This is a genomic window from Microbacterium sp. GXF6406 (genome assembly GCF_054798215.1).
On sequence record NZ_JBSJZH010000002.1, the window covers coordinates 138,774 to 158,436 of the forward strand.

The following is a 19,663-nucleotide window of genomic DNA, read 5'->3' on the forward strand; positions in this document are numbered from 1 at the left end:
CGCCTCGGGGAGGGATGCTTCAGCCCGCTGCTTCTTCTTCGCGCTCCAGCGCCTCGACGGTCGCAGCATCCGCCACATAACCGTCGATGTGACGTTCGTCGACCCCGCTGTACGCCGACAACGGGCGAATCAGCGCATTCGACGCCTGCTGCTCGAGGATGTGCGCCGTCCACCCCGTGATGCGCGCCGCGATGAACAGCGGCGTGAAGGTGAGCGTGTCGTACCCGATGAGGTTGTACGCCGGTCCCGACGGGTAGTCGAGGTTCGGATAGATGCCCTTGCGGGAGACGAACTCGCTCTCGAGGGTGTCGTAGAGCTCCGCGACATCCGGCCGATCGTAGTGCGCGACCAGGGTGTCCAGAGCCGCCTTCATCGTCGGAACGCGCGAGTCGCCGCGCTTGTACACGCGGTGCCCGAAGCCCATGATCTTCCGCTTCTCGGCGAGCGCGGCATCCAGCCACCCCACCACCTGATCCGCCGACCCGATCTCATCGAAGATGTGCATGACGGCCTCGTTCGCCCCGCCGTGCAGCGGCCCCTTCAGCGCACCGATCGCACCGACGACCGCCGAGTACAGATCGCTGAGCGTCGAGGTGATCACACGCGCGGTGAACGTGGAGGCGTTGAACGAGTGCTCCGCATAGAGGATCATCGAGCGGTTGAACGCATCGACGACGACCGGAGCGGCCTCCTCGCCGAACGTCAGCCAGAGGAAGTTCGCCGCGTAGTCGAGGTCGTCGCGCGATTCGACGGCTTCCAGCCCGCGGCGACGGCGCTGCCCGTACGACACGATCGCCGGAAGCGCCGCGAACAGCTTCAGGCTGCGCTCGAGGTTCTGCTCGGGAGTGCCGACAGCATCCAGAACATTGCCCGAACCGGCCGTCTCGATCGCACCGATCACGCTGACCGCGGTGCGCACCTCGTCCATCGGGTGAGCGTCCAGGGGCAGAGCGTCGATGGCTTCCTTCACCGCCGGAGTCAGCGCGCGATGAGCGCGCTCCGTCGCGCGGAACGCCGCGAGCTCCGTTTCCGTCGGCAGCTCACCGTTCCACAGGAGATAGGCCACAGCCTCGAAGGACTGCGTCGCCGCGAGCTCCTGCACCGGATAGCCCCGGTACAGGAGACTGTTCGTCTCGGGATTGACCTTGCTGATCGCCGTCTCATCGGCGACGACGCCGGCGAGGCCCTTCTTGATGTCGCTCATGCTCACTCCTTCGTGATGGTGAAGTTGAAGACGCCCGAGTCGAAATGGTTGTACGACTCGTAGTCGATCAGATCGTAGAGATCGGCGCGGTGCTGCATCTCGCCGAGCTTCGAGGTCAGATGCCCCTCGTCGACGAGGGTATCGAGAGCACGGCCCGTCGCCCCCATCGCGATGCGCAGCATCGACACCGGCCAGATGACGATGTTCACACCGACATCGCGCAGCTGGTCGACGCTGAACAGATCGGACTTCCCGAACTCCGTCATGTTCGCCAGGATCGGCACGTCGACGGCATCCCGCATCGCGGCGAACTCCTCGAGCGAGCGCATCGCCTCGGGGAAGATCGCATCGGCCCCTGCATCCACCAGCGCCTTCGCGCGATCCTTCGCCGCCTCGAGCCCGTCGACCGCGGCGATGTCGGTGCGCGCCATGATGAGGAAGTTCTCATCGCGGCGCGCATCGACCGCGGCACGGATGCGCTTGAGCGCGGTCTGCTCATCCACCACGGCCTTGCCGTCGAGGTGCCCGCAGCGCTTGGGGTTGATCTGGTCCTCGATGTGGGCGCCGGCGAGCCCCGCGTCCTCGAGTTCCTGGATCGTGCGCGCGACGTTCATCGGCTCGCCGAAGCCCGTGTCGGCATCGATGATCGCGGGCAGGTCGGTCATGCGCGCGATCTGCTTGCCGCGGCCTGCGACCTCGGTGAGGGTCGTGAGCCCGATGTCGGGCAGCCCGAGATCGGCGGAGAGCACGGCGCCGGAGATGTATACGCCCTCGAACCCCTTCTCCTGGATGAGACGGGCCGACAGCGGGTTGAACGCGCCGGGGAAGCGCAGCAGCTCCCCCGTCGTCAGGCATTCGCGGAACAGGCGCCGCTTCTCGGCGGGGGTCGTGTTCGAATACAGCATCAGAACAGCCCCGTCGTGGTGGGCTCGGCCGCCACGACACCCGGCTTCGCGATGATCGACAGCTCGGCGACCTCCGCGGCGGTCAGCTCGGGCAGACGCTGCACGAGCTCGAGGAAGCGCTCGATCTCCGCGGCCTCGAGCACGGGCTCGGCCAGCAGACGGAACTTGTTGATGTAGTTCTCGCGGGCGAAGGGCCGGGCGCCGAGCGGGTGGGCGTCGGCGACGGCGATCTCGTCGACGAGGGTCGACCCGTCGGTGAAGGTGATCTCCACGCGTCCGCCGAAGGCCTTCTCGGAGATGTCGTTCGAGTGGTAGCGGCGCGTCCACTCGGCGTCCTCGCGGGTGGTGACCCTGTTCCACAGTTCGACGGTGTCGGCGCGGCCCGCGCGCTCCGGGGTGTAGGAGTCGACGTGGTGCCACGCGCCGTCCTGCAGGGCGACCGCGAAGATGTACGGGATCGAGTGGTCGAGCGTTTCGCGCGAGGCCGTGGGGTCGTACTTCTGCGGGTCGTTCGCGCCGGAGCCGATCACGTAGTGGGTGTGGTGGCTGGTGTGCAGCACGACGGATTCGATGGCCGCGGTGTCGACGCCGTCGTTGTGGAGCTTGCGGGCGAGGTCGATCCAGGCCTGCGCCTGGTACTCGGCCGAGTGCTCCTTGGTGTAGCTGTCGAGGATGGCGCGCTTGGCCTCGCCGGCGGCGGGAAGCGGGACGTCGTAGGCGGCATCGGGGCCGTCGAGCATCCAGGCGATCACGCCGTCCTCGCCTTCGTAGATCGGCGAGGGCGAGGTCTGTCCGCGCATGGCGCGGTCGACGGCTTCGACGGCCATCTTTCCCGCGAAGGCGGGGGCGTGCGCCTTCCAGGTGGAGATCTCGCCCTTACGGCTCTGACGGGTGGCGGTCGTGGTGTGCAGTGCCTGCGACACGGCCTGGTAGATGGTCTCGGCGTCGAGGCCGAGGAGGGTGCCGATGCCGGCGGCGGCCGAGGGGCCGAGGTGGGCGACGTGGTCGATCTTGTGCTTGTGCAGGCAGATGGCCTTCACGAGGTCTACCTGGATCTCGTACCCGGTGGCGAGGCCGCGCACGAGGGCGCGCCCATCGCTGCCGACGTGCTGGGCGACGGCGAGGATCGGCGGGATGTTGTCGCCGGGGTGCGAGTAGTCGGCGGCGAGGAAGGTGTCGTGGTAGTCGAGCTCGCGCACGGCGACGCCGTTCGCCCACGCCGCCCATTCGGGGCTGGTGCGGTGGTCGAGGGCTGCGCCGAAGACGGTCGCGCCGGCGCCGCCGGTGGAGACTCCGTGGCTGAAGGCCTGGTCGCGGGCTGCGATGATCGGCGCGCGGGTGAGGGATGCCGCGGCCACCGATGCGTTGTCGATGATGCGGTTGATGATCATGTCGACGACGGCGGGCTCGACCTCGACGGCGTCGGTGGCGACCTCGGCGATCTTCCAGGCCAGCTGCTCCTCGCGGGGCAGGTTCTCTTCGCTCTTGTAGACGCGGATGTGGTGGTTGACGGTCATGACGATCCTTAGCTGTCGGCGGGGAGGGATTCGAGGATGCTGGTGAGCGCCTTGCGCAGATGCACGTGCGTGGCGTGCGCGGCGAGGTCGCCGTCGCGGTCGGCGATGGCTCGAGCGATGAGCCCGTGCTCGGCGACGGATTCGGCCAGGCGCACGGGGTTGTCGCGGGAGAGTCGGCGCACGCGGACGAGGTGGGTGCGCACGGTGCGCAGCGCCGAGGAGATGTAGTCGTTGGCGACGGCGTCGTCGACCGCGCGGTCGAAGCGGGCGATGAGCGTCTCGTAGTCTTCGCGGCCGTCGGCGGCGTCGAGGGATGCTCCGGCCCGGGCGAATTCGTCGGCGAGCCCGGTGAACAGTGCGGCGTCTCCGCGCACGGCGGCGAGGCGTGCGGCGGTCTCCTCGAGGGCGCGACGAATCTCGAAGAGCGCGCGGATGTCGTCGGCGTCGATGTCGGTGACGACGGTGACGCGGGGCGACTGCTGCTCGACGAGTCCGTCGGCGCTGAGCTGCTGGAGGGCTTCGCGCAGGGGCGTGCGGCTGACGCCGAGACGTGCGGCCTGTTCGACCTCGGCGAGCACGGTGCCCGGGGCGAGCACTCCGGACTGGATCTCATCGAGCAGGGTCGCGTAGGCGCGATCACTTGCCCGGGTTCGCTCGACTGCGGTGCTCACCCCGTCAGTGTATACACAAATCCCCCAATGGGGAACGGAGCCCGCATCCCGGCCGCAATAACGTATACAGAAGCGCTTGACTCAGTCCGCGTCGAACGCCCGGTACCCGGTGTGGTCCGGGTTCGGGCGCAGCATCCACCCCTCACCGTCGGCGACGACGAGGTTCTTCATCCCGCCGGCATCGGCGATCACGGCGTAGTCCTGACCGGCGTCGGCGGCGTAGCAGAACAGCGTGGTGAAGGGCTCGTCGCCGACGTTGACGCTGCGGTGCAGCCAGTGGCCGGGAACATTGACGGCCTGGCCGGGGGTGAGCTCGATCGCACTGCTCTGTCCGTCGAGGGTCTCGAGCAGCATGACGCCGCGACCGCTGAGGCAGTAGTACAGCTCGGCGCGGTCGGCGATGGCGTGCAGGTGCCCGCGTGTCATGGCGAACTCGTCGCCATAGCGGCCGGGGAGGAGCGTGCTGGTTCCGGTGATCAGCGCCCCGGAGCCCTCCTGGTAGCGGTGGTCGTCGACCCAGTAGACGAGGTGGTCGGCACCATGCTCACCGACGGCGCTCTCCCATGCCGCGTTGTCGCGGTAGACGCCCTCCATGTCGCCGATGTACTTCTCATACCGGCGTGACCGCCCGTCGATGCCGCCCTGGGGCGAGATCTGCAGAAGAGTGGGGATGTCGACGACGGGATAGGTGCTCACGCTGATCTCCTCAACTTGTAACTACAAGACTTGTAATTACAGGTATACTCCAAAACAGCACGATCCGGAACCGCAACCAACGAAGCAGGCACGAACTGTGATCATCGCCCACGACCTCGGCACCACCGGCAACAAGGCCTCGCTGCACCACGACGACGGCCGCCTGATCACCGCGACCACGGTCGGGTACCCGGCTCATTTCGCCGCCGGGGGCATCGCCGAGCAGGACCCTCAGGACTGGTGGGATGCCGTCGTCTCCGCGACCCGCGAACTCCTCGCCCGCACATCCGTCGATCCCGCCGAGGTGCACGGGCTCGTCGTCAGCGGTCAGATGATGGGGGCCGTGCTGCTCGACGGCACGGGCTCCCCCGTGCGTCCCGCGATCATCTGGGCAGACACCCGCTCCGGCACTCAGCAGCGCGAGCTCGAGAAGGCGCTCGGCGCCGACCACGCCTACCGGCTGCTCGGCCACCGCCTCAACCCGACGTACTCGGTCGAGAAGGTCATGTGGGTGCGTGACAACGAGCCCGACGTGTGGTCCCGGGTGCGACGTGTCTGCGTCGCGAAGGACTTCATCGTGCTCGGACTCACCGGGCGCCTCGCGACCGATCGCTCCGACGCCTCCGGCACCAACGCCTACGACCAGCGCGCGGGCGACTGGTCCGACGAGGTGCGCGCCGCGGCGCGCCTCGACCGGTCGCTGTTCCCCGAGATCCTCGAGGCGACGGACATCGCCGGGGCATTGACGGCGGATGCCGCATCCGCTCTCGGTCTGCACACGGGCGTGCGCGTGGTGATGGGCGGCGGCGATGGACCGATGGCGGCCGTCGGCAGCGGCATCGTCGCCCCCGAGGACGGCGCTTACGTGTGCCTGGGCACCTCGTCGTGGATCTCGTTCGCCGCCGATGCGCCGCTGATCGATCCGGGCCTGCGCACCTTCACCTTCGACAACGTCGTTCCCGGCTCGTTCGTGCCGACCGCGACGATGCAGGCGGGCGGCGCGTCCATCCAGTGGATCGCCGAGGCGCTCTCCCCCGATCCCGCGCACCCCGAGACCGCGCGTCTGACCGGCGAGGCCGGTGGCGATCTCGACGTCGAGGACCTCTACTTCCTCCCCTATCTCCTCGGTGAGCGCTCGCCCCTCTGGGACCCCGATGCCCGTGGCGCCTTCATCGGCATCGGCCGCCATCACACGCGGCAGCACCTCGTGCGCGCCGTCCTGGAGAGCATCGGGTACAACCTCCTCTCCAGCATCCGGGCCTTCCGGGAGTCCGGCGCGACGATCGACCGGATCGATGCCGTCGGCGGCGGCGCGCAGAGCGATGCGCTGCTGCAGATCCTCGCGGATGTCTGGGGTGTGCCGGTGCGCCGTCGCACGATCGTCGAGGAGGCCAACAGCCTCGGTGCAGCGGTCACGGGTGCTGTCGGTCTCGGGCTCGCCGACTTCTCGGCGGCCCGCGCGCTGAGCGAGGTGACCGCCGAGTTCACGCCGGATGCCGGCCGCCACAGCGTCTACGCCGCACGCCATACCCGATTCACCGCCGCGTATGAGGCGCTCGCCCCGTGGTTCGCCGCGGCACCGAAGGGCGCGCGCTGATGGCCACGATCCTCGCCACGAGCCGGTCATTCTCCGACGGCGACGTCGATCTCATCGCCCGTGCCGCCGACGCAGGCCACAAGGTCGTGCGCGGTCCGGCCCACCACGATCTCGCCGAGCTCGGCCCGCTGCTCGCGGGGGCGGATGCGTGGATCGCCGGCACCGGACCGGTCACCGCCGACCACCTCGACGCCGCTCCGGGCCTGCGCATCGTCGCCCGGTACGGCGTGGGCACCGAGGCCGTCGACCTCGAGGCGGCCGCGGCCCGCGGCATCCCCGTCACGAACACCCCCGGCGCCAATGCGGATGCCGTCGCCGATCACGCCGTCGGGCTCATGCTCGCGGCTCTGCGCACGATCCCCGATGGCGACCGCCGGGTGCGTGCGGGCGATTGGAGCGTGCGCCGCGGCCGCGAGTTGGGCGCAGCCACGGTCGGCATCGTCGGCTTCGGGCGCATCGGACAGGGCGTCGCGAAGCGGCTGAGCGGGTTCGGGCCGCGCATCCTCGCCGCCGACCCCTACTTCCCCGCCGACGGAATCCGGGAGCGCGGCGCTGAGCCCGTCGACCTCGACGACCTGTTCCGAACCGCCGATCTCATCACGCTGCACGCACCCGGCGGACAGCGCCTGATCGACGCCGCCCGGCTCGACGGCATCCACCCCGGCACCATCATCGTCAACACCGCCCGCCCCGACCTGATCGATGAGCCGGCCGTCGCCCGCGCCCTCGTCGAGGGCCGTCTCGCCGCCTACGCCGCCGACACACTCGACGGCGACACCGCCGCATCAGCGAGCCCCCTCCTCGACCCCGCCCTCGCCGGCCGGGTCATCGTCACCCCGCACCTGGGCGCACAGACGTCCCAGGCCGTCGATAACATGGGCGCCATGTCGCTCAATGATGTGCTCGCAGTGCTCGACGGCCGCGCCCCTCGCCACCTCGTCACTCGTTGAAAGGCCCGCCATGACCACCGCCCCCGATGCCGATTACATGGGCTTCGTCGGAGTGACCACCGGGTCCTCCTCGATCATGAAGGTCTTCCCCCTGTGGGCCGACATCCTCGAGCTGCCCACGCGCACGCTGATCGGCCACGACCTGCCGATGGACGCCTCCCCCGCGCAGTACCGGGCGCTCGTCGAGCAGATCCGCGACGATCCCCACCACCGCGGCGCGCTCGTGACGACGCACAAGATGAACGTGCACGCCGCGGCATCCGACCTCTTCGACGAGCTCGACCCGTTCGCCGTCTCCTGCTCCGAGATCTCGAGCATCGCCAAGCGCGGCGACCGGCTGTCGGGGCGCGCGAAGGATCCCATCACGGTCGACCTGGCGCTGCGCGACTTCCTGCCGATCGACTACTTCACGACGACGCAGTCCGAGGTCGTGATCTTCGGTGCGGGCGGTTCGGGCACGGCGCTGAGCTGGGCGCTCGCCGAGCGCGCCGATGCCCCGCGCCGCATCACGGTGACGGCGCGCGATGATGCGAAGCTCGAGCATCTGCGCGAGGTGCACCGTCAGCACGGCACCCGCGAGGGCCTGATCAATTATCTGCGCACCGATACGCCGGAGGAGGCGGCAGAGCTGCTCGCCTCGACGGCGCGCGGTTCGCTGATCGTGAATGCGACCGGTCTCGGCAAGGACCGTCCCGGCTCTCCCCTGCCCGATGATGCGGTGTTCCCCGCCGGGTCGTACGTGTGGGAGTTCAACTACCGCGGCTCCCTCGAGTTCCTGCACCAGGCCCGGGCGCAGGAGAAGGCGCAGGAGCTGCGCATCGTCGACGGCTGGCGGTACTTCATCCACGGGTGGTCGCAGGTCGTCGCCGATGTCTTCGAGATCGATTTGACCGATGAGATCGTCGACCGACTCGCGGAGGCGGCGGAGTCGGTCCGATGATCCGCACTGTCCTCGGAGACGTCGAGCCCGCGAGTCTGGGCACGACGAACTATCACGAGCACCTCTTCCAGGTCTCCCCGCTCCTTCCCGGCGATGAACTCGACGATGAGGCGGCCTCGGGCGCCGAGGCGTCACTCCTCACGGCGAGCGGCTTCACCGCGATGGTGGATGCCACGCCCTTCGGGCTCGGACGAAACCCCGAGGCCCTCTCCCGCATCAGCACCGGAACCGGCCTGCGGATCATCGCGACGACGGGGCTGCACCGAGAGGCGCACTACGGCGACGAGCACCCCCTGCAGGTGTGGACTCATGAGCAGCTCGCCGAACTGTTCCTGCGCGATCTCACCCGCGGCATGCCCGCGGACGATGCCGAGACCTTCGAGAGTCCCGATGTCGTGCTCGCCCGCACCGGTTCCGGCGAGCACATCCGCGCAGGCCTCCTCAAGGGAGGCGTCGACTACTGGCGCATCAGCGACTTCGAGCGCACGACCCTGACGGCGATCGGCACGGCGCACCGCGCCACGAACGCCCCGGTCATGATTCATCTGGAGTTCTGCACGGCGGCACACGAGGTGCTCGACGTTCTCGAGTCCGAGGGCGTGGCATCCGACAGAGTCGTCCTCGCGCATGCCGACCGCGACCCCGATGCGGGCCTGCACGCGTCGCTGGCCGAGCGCGGCGCCTACCTCGGCTACGACGGGTTCGCACGCCCCCGAAGCCGCTCGGATGCCGAGTTGCTGACGCTGACGGCGGCGGTGGTCGAGCAGGGCGCCGGAGAGCGCATCCTCCTCGGCGGCGATGTGGCACGGCGCAGCCGCTACATCTCCTATGGGGGCATGCCGGGCCTCGGTTACCTCGGCGACCGGTATCTGCCGCGACTGCGCGCACTCATCGGCGCGGATGCCGTCACGCAGATGCTGACCCAGAACCCCGTGCGCCTGCTCGATCTCGGCTGAATCCGCAGCATCCGAAAGACGAGCGCGGCCCTTCACCCGAAGGTGAGGGGCCGCGCTCGTCGAAGCCGCGGGTCACTCGTAGATGACGGCCGCGATCTTCTCGTCTTCGATGTTGTTGGCGTCGTACCAGTACGAGCCGGTGTCGTAGAACTCCTCGACCGTCTCGCCCATGGCGGCGTCGTAGGCGGCCTGCACGACCTGTGCACCGATGCCGATCGGGTCCTGCGTGATGGCGCCGGCCATCGTTCCGTCCTTGATCGCGTTGATCTGCGCGGCGCCGGAGTCGAAGCCGATGATCTGGATCTTGCCCTTCGCCAGGCCGAGCTCATTCGCGGCGTTCACGACGCCGATGGCCGAGCCCTCGTTCGTGCCGTAGATGCCCTTGAGGTTCGGGTGGGCGGCAATCATGGCCTTGGCGATGTCAGCGGACTTCAGGTGGTCGCCGTCTCCGTACTGGATGTCGACGATCTCGATGTCGGGGTAGTCCGACTCGATCTTCTCGACGAATCCATCACGGCGCTCGACACCGGTGGAGTTGATCTGCGAGTGGCCGACGATTGCGACCTCGCCCTTTCCTCCGATGAGCTCCGCCATGTTCTCGGCGGCGAGGGCACCCGCGACCTTGCTGTCGGTGGCCGACAGGCTCAGGCCCACGTCGCCGTTGCAGGTGGCGTCGAAGTACACCACGGGGATGTCCTTGGCCGCGGCTTGCTCGAGCGGTGCGACGCACGCCTCGGGGTCGAGTGCCGCGTAGGCGATGGCATCCGGGTTCTTGTCGATCGCCGAGGTCAGCATCTCGAGCTGCTGAGCGATCTCGGTCTCGGCAGCCGGGCCCTCGAACGTGATGCGAACGCCGAGCTCGGCGGCGCGGTCCTCGGCGCCCTTCTTCACGGCCTGCCAGAACTGGTGCTGGAAGCCCTTGGAGACGAGGGCGATGTACATCTCGTCGCTGTCGCCGCCCGAGCCGCCCTCTTCAATGACATCTCCGCCCCCGGCGCAGCCCGTCATGACGAGTGCGGAGGCTGCGACGAGTGCCGCGAATGCGGTCTTCTTACCGAATTTCATGAAAACTCCATTGTTCTGTGATTGGTACCGGCTGAAGCCGGCACGGTGGAAGGCATAGATGGTCAGGTCCGCTGGCGGTTGCGCAGCGAGTCGAAGAACACGGCGAGGAGAACGACGACGCCCACCACGATGTTCTGCCACTCGGTCTGGATCGACAGGATGCGCAGGCCGTTGACGAGCACGCTCATGATCAGAGCGCCGACGACGGTACCGAGGATCGAGCCGCGCCCGCCCAGGAGCGAAGTGCCGCCGATGATAACCGCTGCGATCGCCTGCAGCTCGTAGCCGGTGCCGATCTGCGGCTGCGCCGAGTCCAGGCGCGAGGCGATGATGACGCCCGCGATGCCGGTGAAGGCGCCCGCGAACATGTAGATGAAGATGGTCCAGCGCTTCGTGTTCACACCCGACAGGCGCGTGGCCTCCTCGTTCGAGCCGATCGCGAAGGTGTAACGGCCCAGCAGCGTCTTCGATAGCACGAGGAACGCGATGATCGCGAGAACGGCGGTGATGAGGACGGCGTTGGGGACGCCGGGGATCAGCGCGCCCAGGGCGATCTTCTTGAAGTCCGGGGCGGAGCTCGAGAAGTAGATGGGGGCGACGCCCGAGATGACCAGGGCGAGGCCGCCGGCGATCATCATCATCGCCAGCGTCGCGATGAACGGCGGCAGGTTCAGGAACGTGACGTTCACGCCGTTGATGAGGCCCATCAGGACGCCCGTGGCGATGCCGCCGAGAACGCCGAGCCAGATCGGCAGTCCCATGTTCGTGATGAAGACACCCGTCATGACGGCGCACAGCGCCATACCGGTTCCCAGCGACAGGTCGATGCCTCCGGTGATGATCACGAAGGTCGTGCCGAGGGCGAGGATGCCGATCACCGCGGTTGACAGCAGCACGGACGCGATGTTGCTGGCGGTGAAGAAGTTCGGACTCGCGATCGAGAAGATGATCACCAGCACCACGAGGGTGCCGAAGGCGAGCGACTGCTGGAGCTGGCGCTTGAGGAAACCGACGACGTCGCGCTTATCGGTGTTCTCGTTGACGGCCTGCTGGATCACCGTGGTGGTGTTTCCGGACTGCTGCGGGGTGCTCATCAGTCTTCCTCCCCGTGTGCTGCGAGTTGCATGATCTTCTCCTGGCTTGCTTCCTCATTGCGGAGGGTCCCGGTGATCTGACCGTTCGCGAACACGGCGATGCGGTTCGCGACGCGGAGGATCTCGGGGAGCTCCGACGAGATGACGATGATGGACTTTCCGGCGTCCGCGAGCTGCTGCATGAGCCGGTAGATCTCCTCCTTGGCTCCGATGTCGATGCCGCGGGTGGGCTCGTCGAAGATGAGGATGTCGCAGTCGCGCATCAGCCAACGGGCGATGACGACCTTCTGCTGGTTGCCGCCCGAGAGCAGCTTCACGATCTGGTTGACCGACGGGGTCTTCACGCGCAACTGCTGCACGTAGCCCTTGGTCTGGTTCTTGGCCTTGCTGTCACCCATCCATCCGAGGGCGTTGGCGTAGTTGCCGAGCGAGGCGAGAACCGTGTTGAAGGTGACGTCCTGCTCGAGCATCAGGCCCAGCTGCTTGCGGTCCTCGGAGAGGTAGCCGACGCCGCGTTTGACGGCGTCCTCGGGCTGACGGATCTTCGCGTCTCGTCCGTTGATGCGGATCGTGCCGGCACTGCGCGGGTCGGCGCCGATCAGTGCACGCGCCGTCTCGGTGCGACCGGCGCCCATGAGGCCGGCGAATCCGAGGATCTCGCCACGGTGCAGCTCGAAGGAGACGTCCTTCAGCAGACTCTTGGTCGACAGGCCCGCGACATCGAGAACGACCGGTGCATCGTCGAAAGCGCGGCTCTCGGGACGGATGTTCTCCTCGATGACGCGGCCCACCATCATCTCGATGATCTTCGGGATGCTGATCTCGCTCTTCTCGAGTGATCCGATGTATTGGCCGTCGCGGAGCACCGAAACACGGTCGGCGAGGCGTCGGAGCTCGTCCATGCGGTGCGAGATGTAGACGATTCCCGTGCCGGCGGCGCGCAGCTGCTCGATGAGCACGAAGAGCGTCTCGACCTCGCTGTCGGTCAGCGCGGAGGTCGGCTCATCCATGATGAGGACCTTCGCGTTGAAGGACAGCGCCTTGGCGATCTCGACCATCTGCTGCTCGGCGACGGTGAGCTCGCCGACCGGCTTGCGCGGGTCGAGGGCGATGTTCAGCCGCTGGAGAAGTTCGGCGGTCTGGCGGTTGAGGCGGCGCTCCGAGACGAGCGGCCCCATCATCGGCTCGCGGCCGATGAAGATGTTCTGCGCGACCGTCAGGTCGGGCATCATGTTGAGTTCCTGGTGGATGATCGTGATGCCCAGCTGCTGCGCCTGCAGCGGCCCGGTCAGCTCGATCGGCTGGCCCTCGAACGTGATCGTGCCCTCGTCGCGCGTGTAGATCCCGGAGAGGATCTTCATCAGCGTCGATTTGCCGGCACCGTTCTCACCCACCAGCACAAGCACCTCACCGGCGCGCACTTCGAGGTGCACATCCTTCAGCGCCTGCACTCCGGGAAAGCCCTTACTGATGCCTTCCACCCGGAGGATGGGATCGCTCATGTGCTCACCTGCTCCCTTGAAGGTCGTGTTATCTGACAAGATGCCGGAGTCGGGTGTGGACCACCATCAAACATCGGATCAATTCTGTACCAGCATCTTCTGCGATGCAAGTTGTATCCGAATGTACCTAAACCGATCCCTCACATGCTAGACCTGTAATAACAGGTTCATCACGAAGATGTCGCAACAAGCAGAGAGAAGGAGCCGCATGCTCATCGGCGCGCACGGACTGGTCTTCACCGGAACATTCGACGAGAAGGGCCTGCGACGATCGATCGAGGGCGCCAAGAAGGCCGGTTTCGATCTGATCGAGATCCCCCTCATGGATGCTGCGGGCTTCGACTCCGCCCTCGCCGGACGGATGCTGCGCGACAACGACCTCGCCGTCACGGCATCCCTCGGCCTCACCGCCGACACCGACCTCACCAGCGACGACCCCGCCGTCGTCGCCGCCGGCGTCTCGATGCTCGAGCGCTGCATCGACCACGTCGCCACCATGGGCGGCGATGTGCTGTGCGGCGTCATCTACTCCGCCATGGGCAAGTACATGACGCCGACCACCGAATCGGGAGTAGCGGGCAGCCAGGCCGCGATCAGCCGCCTCGGCGCGCAGGCCGCCGACCGCGGCATCCGCCTATCGCTCGAAGTCGTCAACCGCTACGAGACCAACGTGTTCAACACCGGACGCGGCGCCCTCGCCTTCCTCGATGGCGTCGAGGGCGACGTCAGCGCGCACCTGGACACCTACCACATGAACATCGAGGAGTCGGACTTCTTCCAGCCCGTGCACGACGTCGCCCGCGCCGGCAAGCTCGGCTACGTGCACATCGGCGACAGCCACCGCGGCTACCTCGGCACCGGCACGGTCGACTTCGCCACCTTCTTCCGCGCCCTGCACGACGTCGACTACGACGGCCCGGTCGTCTTCGAGTCGTTCTCCTCCGCCGTCGTCAGCGCCGAGCTCAGCAATACCCTCGGCATCTGGCGCAACCTCTGGCAGGACTCGGACGACCTCGCCGCCCACGCCAACCGCTACATCCGCGACGCGCTGCACGCCGTCAGCACGATCGACCGGCACTGATCCCGGGTGCCGCCGGCACAGACCGGCGGCACCCGCTCAGGCGGATGCGTGCCCGACGACCCCCTTGCGCAGCAGCGCGTTGCCGTACTTGCGGGTCTCGCCCGTGCGCACCATGAGGTAGGCGGGCTTCGCGACGTCGTAATAGGCGAAGCGCTCGACGAAGCGGGTCGTCCCGACCGTCGTCCCGGCGGCCGTCATCAGCTCGTGCTGCACGTCGAGCACGGTCCCGTCGGCGGATTCCATGAGGTCGAGCCCCGGAGCGTCGTCCAGCGGGATGACCGTGCGGATCGCGGCGAGCACCTCGGGCGTCGTCGTTCCCGGCAGATCGATGACGCGCTCCCCCAGCGCCCAGGCGGGGAAGTGCGCATCGGTGATCACCACGGCATCCGAATGCCCCATCCGGTCGAGGTGCATCAGCAGCTCTCCCGTGAGCAGCGGGTTGATTCCCTCGAGCATCAGATCAATCCTTCGTCGGTGAGTTCGGCCCAGAATTCCGGGACGATATCGAGGGCCGCGAGCGCCGCGTTCTCCCGCACCTGCGCAGGCCGGGAGCTGCCGACGACGACGGAGCGGGTCGATTCGTCTCGCAGCGGGAACTGGATCGCGGCGGCCGGGAGCGGCACATCGTGCGCACGGCATACGGTGACGATGCGCTGCAGCCGCTCCCAGATGTGGTCGGGGATCCCGCCGTACTCGTAGCGGCTATCGCGCGTCGGTTCGGCTTTCGCGAGCAGCCCGGAGTTGAAGACGGATGCCGCGACGACACCGGTCCCCGTCTCCCGGCAGGCCGGCAGCACCTCGGCCGCGGCGGGCTGTTCGAGCAGCGTGTAGCGGCCCGCGATCATGATGATGTCGAGATCCGCCTCGCGCACGCTGCGGGTGAGCGCGTCGCTGACCATCGACCCGACGCCGATCGCACCGACCGCGCCGTCGAGGCGCAGTCGCTCGAGCGCCGGGAACGCCGAGGCGATCGCGAGGTCGAGGTCATGGCGTTCAGGATCGTGCAGGTACACGAGGTCGATCCGGTCGAGACCGAGCCTCTCTCGGGATTCGTCGATCGAGGAGCGGATCCCGGCATCCGAGAAGTCCCACTCACGACGCAGGTCATCCGCGACGAAGAAGTCGTTGTCGGTGTCCAGGCCGCCGGCGAAATCGGGGTTCGGCCGCAGGAGCCGACCCGCCTTCGTCGACACGAAGAACTCCTCGCGCGGCTTGGTCTGCAGGAAGGCGCCGAGGCGGCGCTCCGAGAGCCCGAGGCCGTAGTGCGGGGCCGTGTCGAAATAGCGGATGCCGGAGTCCCATGCGGCGTCGAGAACGGCCCAGGCCTCCTCATCCGTCAGCTCGCGGAAGAGGTTTCCGACGTTCGCGGCGCCGTAGCCCAGCGCCGGGATGGTCGTTTCAGTCTGCGACATGCTCACCCGTCCAGGCGTACTTCTCGATGCTCTCCGCCTTCATCTCCATGCTCGCACCCGGCGCGACCGGCGGCATGTAGGAGCCGCCCTGGATATCGGTCGGCACGACGAAGTGCTCGTGCAGGTGGTCGACGAACTCGATCAGGCGCCCCTCGCGGCTCGTGCTGACCGCGACGTAGTCGAACATCGACAGGTGCTGCACGGCCTCGCACAGTCCGACACCGCCGGCGTGCGGGCAGACGGGGACGCCGAACTTCGCGGCCAGCAGAAGGTTTGCGATGTTCTCGTTGACGCCCGCCACGCGCACGGCGTCGATCTGCATGACCTCGATGGCCTTCGCCTGCAGCAGCTGCTTGAAGATCATGCGGTTCTGGGCGTGCTCGCCCGTGGCGACGCGGATCGGGGCGACCCCGCGGGCGATCTCGGCGTGACCGAGGATGTCGTCGGGGCTCGTGGGCTCCTCGATCCAGGCGGGGTCGAACTCGGCGAGCGCCTGCACCCATTCGATGGCCTCGGCGACCTCCCAGCGCTGGTTGGCGTCGATCGCGATGGGGAAGTCGGGGCCGACGACTTCGCGCGCCTTGCGGAAGCGGCGGATGTCGTCGTCGAGGTCGGCACCGACCTTGAGCTTGATCTGGGTGAAGCCGTCGGCCATGGCCTCGCGGGCGAGTCGCTCGAGCTTCTCGTCGGAGTAGCCGAGCCAGCCGGGGCTGGTCGTGTACGCCGGGTATCCGGTGGCGAGGAGCTCGGCCTCGCGCTGCTCGCGGCCCGCCACGCCGGCGCGCAGGATCTCGAGCGCCTCCTCGCGGGTGAGCGCATTGGTCAGGTAGCGGAAGTCGACGAGGTCGACGATCTCCTCCGGCGTCATGCGTCCCAGCAGCTGCCAGAGTGGGAGCCCGGCGCGCTTGGCCTTGATGTCCCACAGCGCGTTGATGACGGCGCCGATCGCCATATGCATGACGCCCTTCTCGGGGCCGAGCCAGCGCAGCTGCGAGTCGCCGATGATGTCGCGGAACGTTCCGCCCATGTCGTCCAGCAGAGGCTCGACCTCACGGCCGACGAGGTGACCGGCGAGCGCATCGATCGCCGCGACCTGCACGTCGTTGCCGCGGCCGATCGTGAAGACGAAGGAGTGCCCGGCGATGTCGTCGTCCGCATCGGTGCGGATGACCACGTATGCGGCGGAGTAGTCGGGGTCGGGGTTCATCGCGTCGGAGCCGTCGAGGCTCAGCGATGTGGGGAAGCGGATGTCGGTGGTGTCGAGTGCGACGATGCGGCTCACGGGGTTCCTCTCCTGGCACAGCACGATTTTTCTGCGCGGATACCTTGGAGTGTAAACATCCGATGTCTATACTGTCAATCAGACGTGCCGCCTCGGTGCGGCTCCCCAAAGAGGTAGGAGAACCATGAAGTTCGCGCGGCTTGGCGCCCCTGGATCCGAGATCCCCGTCCTGGTTGACGGTGACCGTCACCTCGACCTGCGCCCCATTACATCCGATGTCAACGGCGACTTCCTCTCGGGCGACTTCCGCGCCCGTGTCTCGGAGGCCCTCGCCGCCGGCACGCTGACCGAGCTCGAGGGCGCCGCGGACCTCCGCATCGGCGCACCGATCGCACGCCCCAGCGCCGTCATCTGCATCGGCCAGAACTACGCCGCACACGCCCGCGAGTCCGGCGCCGAGCCGCCCACGGTTCCGATCATGTTCCTGAAGACGCCGAACACCGTCGTCGGGCCGAACGACACCGTCACGATCCCCCGCGGCAGCGAGAAGACCGACTGGGAGGTCGAGCTCGGCATCGTGATCGGCGCCCGCGCCGCCTACCTCGACTCGGTCGACGAGGCCGACGCCCACATCGCCGGCTACGTCGTCGCCGACGACGTCTCCGAGCGCGCCTTCCAGATGGAGGTCTCCGGCGGGCAGTGGTCCAAGGGCAAGATCGCCGCGGGCTTCAACCCGACGGGCCCCTGGCTCGTCACGCCCGACGAGGTCGACGTCGACGACCTCGGCCTGCGCAGCTTCGTCAACGGCGAACCGCGCCAGGACTCCAACACCAGCGACATGATCTTCGACGTGCGCACGATCGTGCACCACCTCTCGCAGTACGTCACGCTCGAGCCGGGCGACCTCATCCTCACCGGCACCCCGCAGGGAGTCGCCTTCGGCGGCAAGTTCCCCTACCTCGCGGCGGGCGACATCGTCGAGATCGAGATCGACGGCCTCGGACGCCAGCGTCACGAGTTCGTCGCTTGGGAGGCCGCGAAGTGAGCGCCGTCGAGCACACGGGCCCGCTCGCCGGCCTCGTCGCGATCGTCACCGGCGGCGCCTCGGGCATCGGCGCGTCCATCGCGACCCGCCTGCATGCCGATGGTGCGCGGATCGCCGTCCTCGACCGCGACCCCTCGGGCGCCGATGAGCGCTTCGCCGCGTTCACCGCGGACGTCTCGGACCGCGCCAGCGTGGATGCCGCAGTCGCGGCCGTCGGCGAGGAGCTCGGCCGCATCGACATCGTCGTGAACAACGCCGGCGTCGGCGCGGTCGGCGACATCGCCGCCAATGACGACGCCGAGTGGGCGCGCGTGCTGTCCATCAACGTCACCGGCATCGCGCGGGTCACCGCCGCTGCGCTTCCGTGGCTGCGCCAGTCGCCCTCCGCGGCCGTCTGCAACACGGCATCCATCGCCTCGACGACGGGCCTGCCCCAGCGCGCGCTGTACACGGCATCCAAGGGTGCCGTATCGGCTCTGACCCGCGCCATGGCCGCCGATCACCTGCGCGAGGGAATCCGCGTCAACGCCGTGAATCCCGGAACCGCCGACACCCCCTGGGTGGGGCGCCTGCTCGACCAGGCCGATGACCCGGCCGCCGAGAGGGCCGCTCTCGAGGCCCGCCAGCCGCACGGTCGCCTCGTCTCCCCCGATGAGGTCGCCGCGGCCGTCGCCTACCTCGTGAGCCCGGCCGCCGGATCCACCACCGGCACCGCGATCGAGGTCGACGGCGGCATGGCGCAGCTGCGCCTGCGCTCGGAGTAGACCCCGCAGCATCCGCCCGCTCCGCGCGACAGATGTCAGTGCGACAGACGAATGTCGGCCCGAATCACCCGATTCGCGCCGACATTCGTCGTTTCCATCGGCACGTGTCCGGGGCGATCAGTCGGCGGGCAATCCGTAGAAGCGGGCCGCGTTGCCCCACATGATGCCGTCGACATCGGCCCCCCGCTCGCGCGCCCAGTCCGCGATGGTGTGGCACCAGTCATCGCGGTTGCCGGGGAAGTACAGGGGATCGCCCTCGGAGTCGACGGATGACACGGGCCAGTCGCTTCCCCACATGAGCCGATCCGCACCGAAGGCCTCGAGCGCGGCATCCAGGAACGGCACCATCTGGTCCTCATCGATATGTCCCGAGGATTCGGCGGGGAGCCCGGAGAGCTTCAGCATCACCTGCGGGCGCTCGGCCAGCGTGCACAGATCGCGCACCCATTCGACGCTCGGCGGCAGCGGGTCCTCGGACGTGCCGATGGCGGGCTTTCCGAGGTGGTCGAGCACGATGCGCAGATCCGGGACCGCATCGGCCAGTGCCGTGACATCCGGGATCTGGTGAGCGCGCACGCAGGCGTCGAAGGTCAGCCCGCGCGCCGCGATCTCGCCGGCCCCCTCGATGAACGCGCGCCGGAGGGCGAACCCATCCCGCTCCCCCTGCAGCAGATGGCGCACCCCGACGACCCGCTCGTACTCGCTCAGCGCATCGAGGTGGGCTCGCAGCGCGCACTTCTTGTGGAGACGCGCACCCGCAACGATCCCGATCACTCCGGTCTCCTCGGCGATCGAGTCGACCCAGCGCACCTCGTCGAGGGCCTGTGAGGTGCGCGGGTCCGCCTGCACGAACACGGCGGCCTCCCTCTGGACGTCCTCGATCCGATCCTCAGCCAGCTCCGCCGCAGCGAACGGGGCGTTCAGATCTCCTTCGAGCCAGTCGTAGGCGAGGACCGTCGGGTCCCACAGGTGCAGGTGCGAGTCGAGAATGCGCATGTTCCCATCCTGCCGGAAACATCCGATCACTGGCTAGAATGGGGCC

General features: G+C 68.1%; 19 protein-coding genes. 7 read left to right on the forward strand and 12 right to left on the reverse strand.

Features of this window, described 5'->3' with window-relative positions:
* Positions 1–19 precede the first annotated feature (19 nt).
* From ACWAUG_RS02215 to ACWAUG_RS02235, 5 genes are all read right to left on the reverse strand, one after another.
* Complete coding sequence (locus tag ACWAUG_RS02215; RefSeq protein WP_460800921.1) at positions 20–1,210, reverse strand: bifunctional 2-methylcitrate synthase/citrate synthase; 1,191 nt, start codon at positions 1,208–1,210, stop codon at positions 20–22.
* A complete protein-coding gene (gene prpB, locus ACWAUG_RS02220) occupies positions 1,207–2,109 on the reverse strand; it encodes a methylisocitrate lyase (RefSeq protein WP_460800922.1) in 903 nt (300 codons plus the stop codon). The genes ACWAUG_RS02215 and prpB overlap by 4 nt, the downstream gene beginning before the upstream one ends.
* Positions 2,109–3,626: an MmgE/PrpD family protein gene (locus ACWAUG_RS02225; RefSeq protein ID WP_460800924.1), complete on the reverse strand. Its 1,518-nt coding sequence runs from the start codon at positions 3,624–3,626 to the stop codon at positions 2,109–2,111. The genes prpB and ACWAUG_RS02225 overlap by 1 nt, the downstream gene beginning before the upstream one ends.
* An 8-nt stretch (positions 3,627–3,634) precedes the next feature.
* A complete protein-coding gene (locus ACWAUG_RS02230) occupies positions 3,635–4,297 on the reverse strand; it encodes a GntR family transcriptional regulator (protein ID WP_460800925.1) in 663 nt (220 codons plus the stop codon).
* A gap of 81 nt (positions 4,298–4,378) precedes the next feature.
* On the reverse strand, positions 4,379–4,993 hold the full coding sequence (locus ACWAUG_RS02235; protein ID WP_298039604.1) for a glucose-6-phosphate isomerase family protein: 615 nt from the start codon (positions 4,991–4,993) through the stop codon (positions 4,379–4,381).
* Positions 4,994–5,090: 97 nt separating this feature from the next.
* Here ACWAUG_RS02235 and xylB point away from each other — a divergent pair, with 97 nt between their 5' ends.
* The 4 genes from xylB to ACWAUG_RS02255 are packed head-to-tail and all read left to right on the forward strand — an operon-like array spanning position 5,091 to position 9,436.
* Complete coding sequence (gene xylB, locus ACWAUG_RS02240; RefSeq protein ID WP_460800926.1) at positions 5,091–6,590, forward strand: xylulokinase; 1,500 nt, start codon at positions 5,091–5,093, stop codon at positions 6,588–6,590.
* The gene (locus ACWAUG_RS02245; RefSeq protein ID WP_460800928.1) at positions 6,590–7,540 is read left to right on the forward strand and encodes an NAD(P)-dependent oxidoreductase; all 951 of its coding nucleotides are present in this window, start codon (positions 6,590–6,592) and stop codon (positions 7,538–7,540) included. Before xylB ends, ACWAUG_RS02245 begins: the two co-directional genes overlap by 1 nt.
* A 10-nt stretch (positions 7,541–7,550) precedes the next feature.
* Positions 7,551–8,480 (forward strand): shikimate dehydrogenase family protein, encoded by a 930-nt coding sequence (locus tag ACWAUG_RS02250; protein WP_298039597.1) that lies wholly within the window; start codon positions 7,551–7,553, stop codon positions 8,478–8,480.
* Positions 8,477–9,436, forward strand: coding sequence for a phosphotriesterase family protein (locus tag ACWAUG_RS02255; protein WP_298039594.1), 960 nt, complete (start codon positions 8,477–8,479; stop codon positions 9,434–9,436). Before ACWAUG_RS02250 ends, ACWAUG_RS02255 begins: the two co-directional genes overlap by 4 nt.
* Before the next feature lie 72 nt (positions 9,437–9,508).
* On the opposite strand, the gene ACWAUG_RS02260 is transcribed toward ACWAUG_RS02255, so the two are convergent.
* From ACWAUG_RS02260 to ACWAUG_RS02270, 3 genes are all read right to left on the reverse strand, one after another.
* Positions 9,509–10,501, reverse strand: a complete 993-nt coding sequence (locus ACWAUG_RS02260; RefSeq protein WP_298039592.1) for an ABC transporter substrate-binding protein — start codon at positions 10,499–10,501, stop codon at positions 9,509–9,511.
* Between the two features lie 62 nt (positions 10,502–10,563).
* A complete protein-coding gene (locus tag ACWAUG_RS02265) occupies positions 10,564–11,595 on the reverse strand; it encodes an ABC transporter permease (RefSeq protein WP_298039590.1) in 1,032 nt (343 codons plus the stop codon).
* The gene (locus tag ACWAUG_RS02270; protein WP_298039589.1) at positions 11,595–13,097 is read right to left on the reverse strand and encodes a sugar ABC transporter ATP-binding protein; all 1,503 of its coding nucleotides are present in this window, start codon (positions 13,095–13,097) and stop codon (positions 11,595–11,597) included. The genes ACWAUG_RS02265 and ACWAUG_RS02270 overlap by 1 nt, the downstream gene beginning before the upstream one ends.
* Before the next feature lie 208 nt (positions 13,098–13,305).
* Here ACWAUG_RS02270 and ACWAUG_RS02275 point away from each other — a divergent pair, with 208 nt between their 5' ends.
* On the forward strand, positions 13,306–14,178 hold the full coding sequence (locus ACWAUG_RS02275) for a sugar phosphate isomerase/epimerase family protein (protein WP_460800930.1): 873 nt from the start codon (positions 13,306–13,308) through the stop codon (positions 14,176–14,178).
* Between the two features lie 36 nt (positions 14,179–14,214).
* On the opposite strand, the gene ACWAUG_RS02280 is transcribed toward ACWAUG_RS02275, so the two are convergent.
* The 3 genes from ACWAUG_RS02280 to ACWAUG_RS02290 are packed head-to-tail and all read right to left on the reverse strand — an operon-like array spanning position 14,215 to position 16,872.
* Positions 14,215–14,634, reverse strand: coding sequence for an RbsD/FucU family protein (locus tag ACWAUG_RS02280; protein WP_460800932.1), 420 nt, complete (start codon positions 14,632–14,634; stop codon positions 14,215–14,217).
* Positions 14,634–15,590 carry an aldo/keto reductase gene (locus tag ACWAUG_RS02285; RefSeq protein ID WP_460800934.1) on the reverse strand — a complete coding sequence of 319 codons (957 nt, stop codon included), beginning with the start codon at positions 15,588–15,590 and terminating at the stop codon, positions 14,634–14,636. Before ACWAUG_RS02285 ends, ACWAUG_RS02280 begins: the two co-directional genes overlap by 1 nt.
* The gene (locus tag ACWAUG_RS02290) at positions 15,577–16,872 is read right to left on the reverse strand and encodes an L-fuconate dehydratase (RefSeq protein ID WP_460800936.1); all 1,296 of its coding nucleotides are present in this window, start codon (positions 16,870–16,872) and stop codon (positions 15,577–15,579) included. The genes ACWAUG_RS02285 and ACWAUG_RS02290 overlap by 14 nt, the downstream gene beginning before the upstream one ends.
* 124 nt (positions 16,873–16,996) lie before the next feature.
* Between ACWAUG_RS02290 and ACWAUG_RS02295 the strand changes: the two genes are divergently transcribed.
* On the forward strand, positions 16,997–17,857 hold the full coding sequence (locus ACWAUG_RS02295) for a fumarylacetoacetate hydrolase family protein (RefSeq protein ID WP_298039572.1): 861 nt from the start codon (positions 16,997–16,999) through the stop codon (positions 17,855–17,857).
* A complete protein-coding gene (locus ACWAUG_RS02300; protein WP_298039571.1) occupies positions 17,854–18,621 on the forward strand; it encodes an SDR family NAD(P)-dependent oxidoreductase in 768 nt (255 codons plus the stop codon). Before ACWAUG_RS02295 ends, ACWAUG_RS02300 begins: the two co-directional genes overlap by 4 nt.
* Positions 18,622–18,738: 117 nt before the next feature.
* Here ACWAUG_RS02300 and ACWAUG_RS02305 read toward each other — a convergent pair whose 3' ends face one another.
* Positions 18,739–19,617 carry an amidohydrolase family protein gene (locus ACWAUG_RS02305; RefSeq protein WP_460800938.1) on the reverse strand — a complete coding sequence of 293 codons (879 nt, stop codon included), beginning with the start codon at positions 19,615–19,617 and terminating at the stop codon, positions 18,739–18,741.
* Positions 19,618–19,663: the final 46 nt, after the last annotated feature.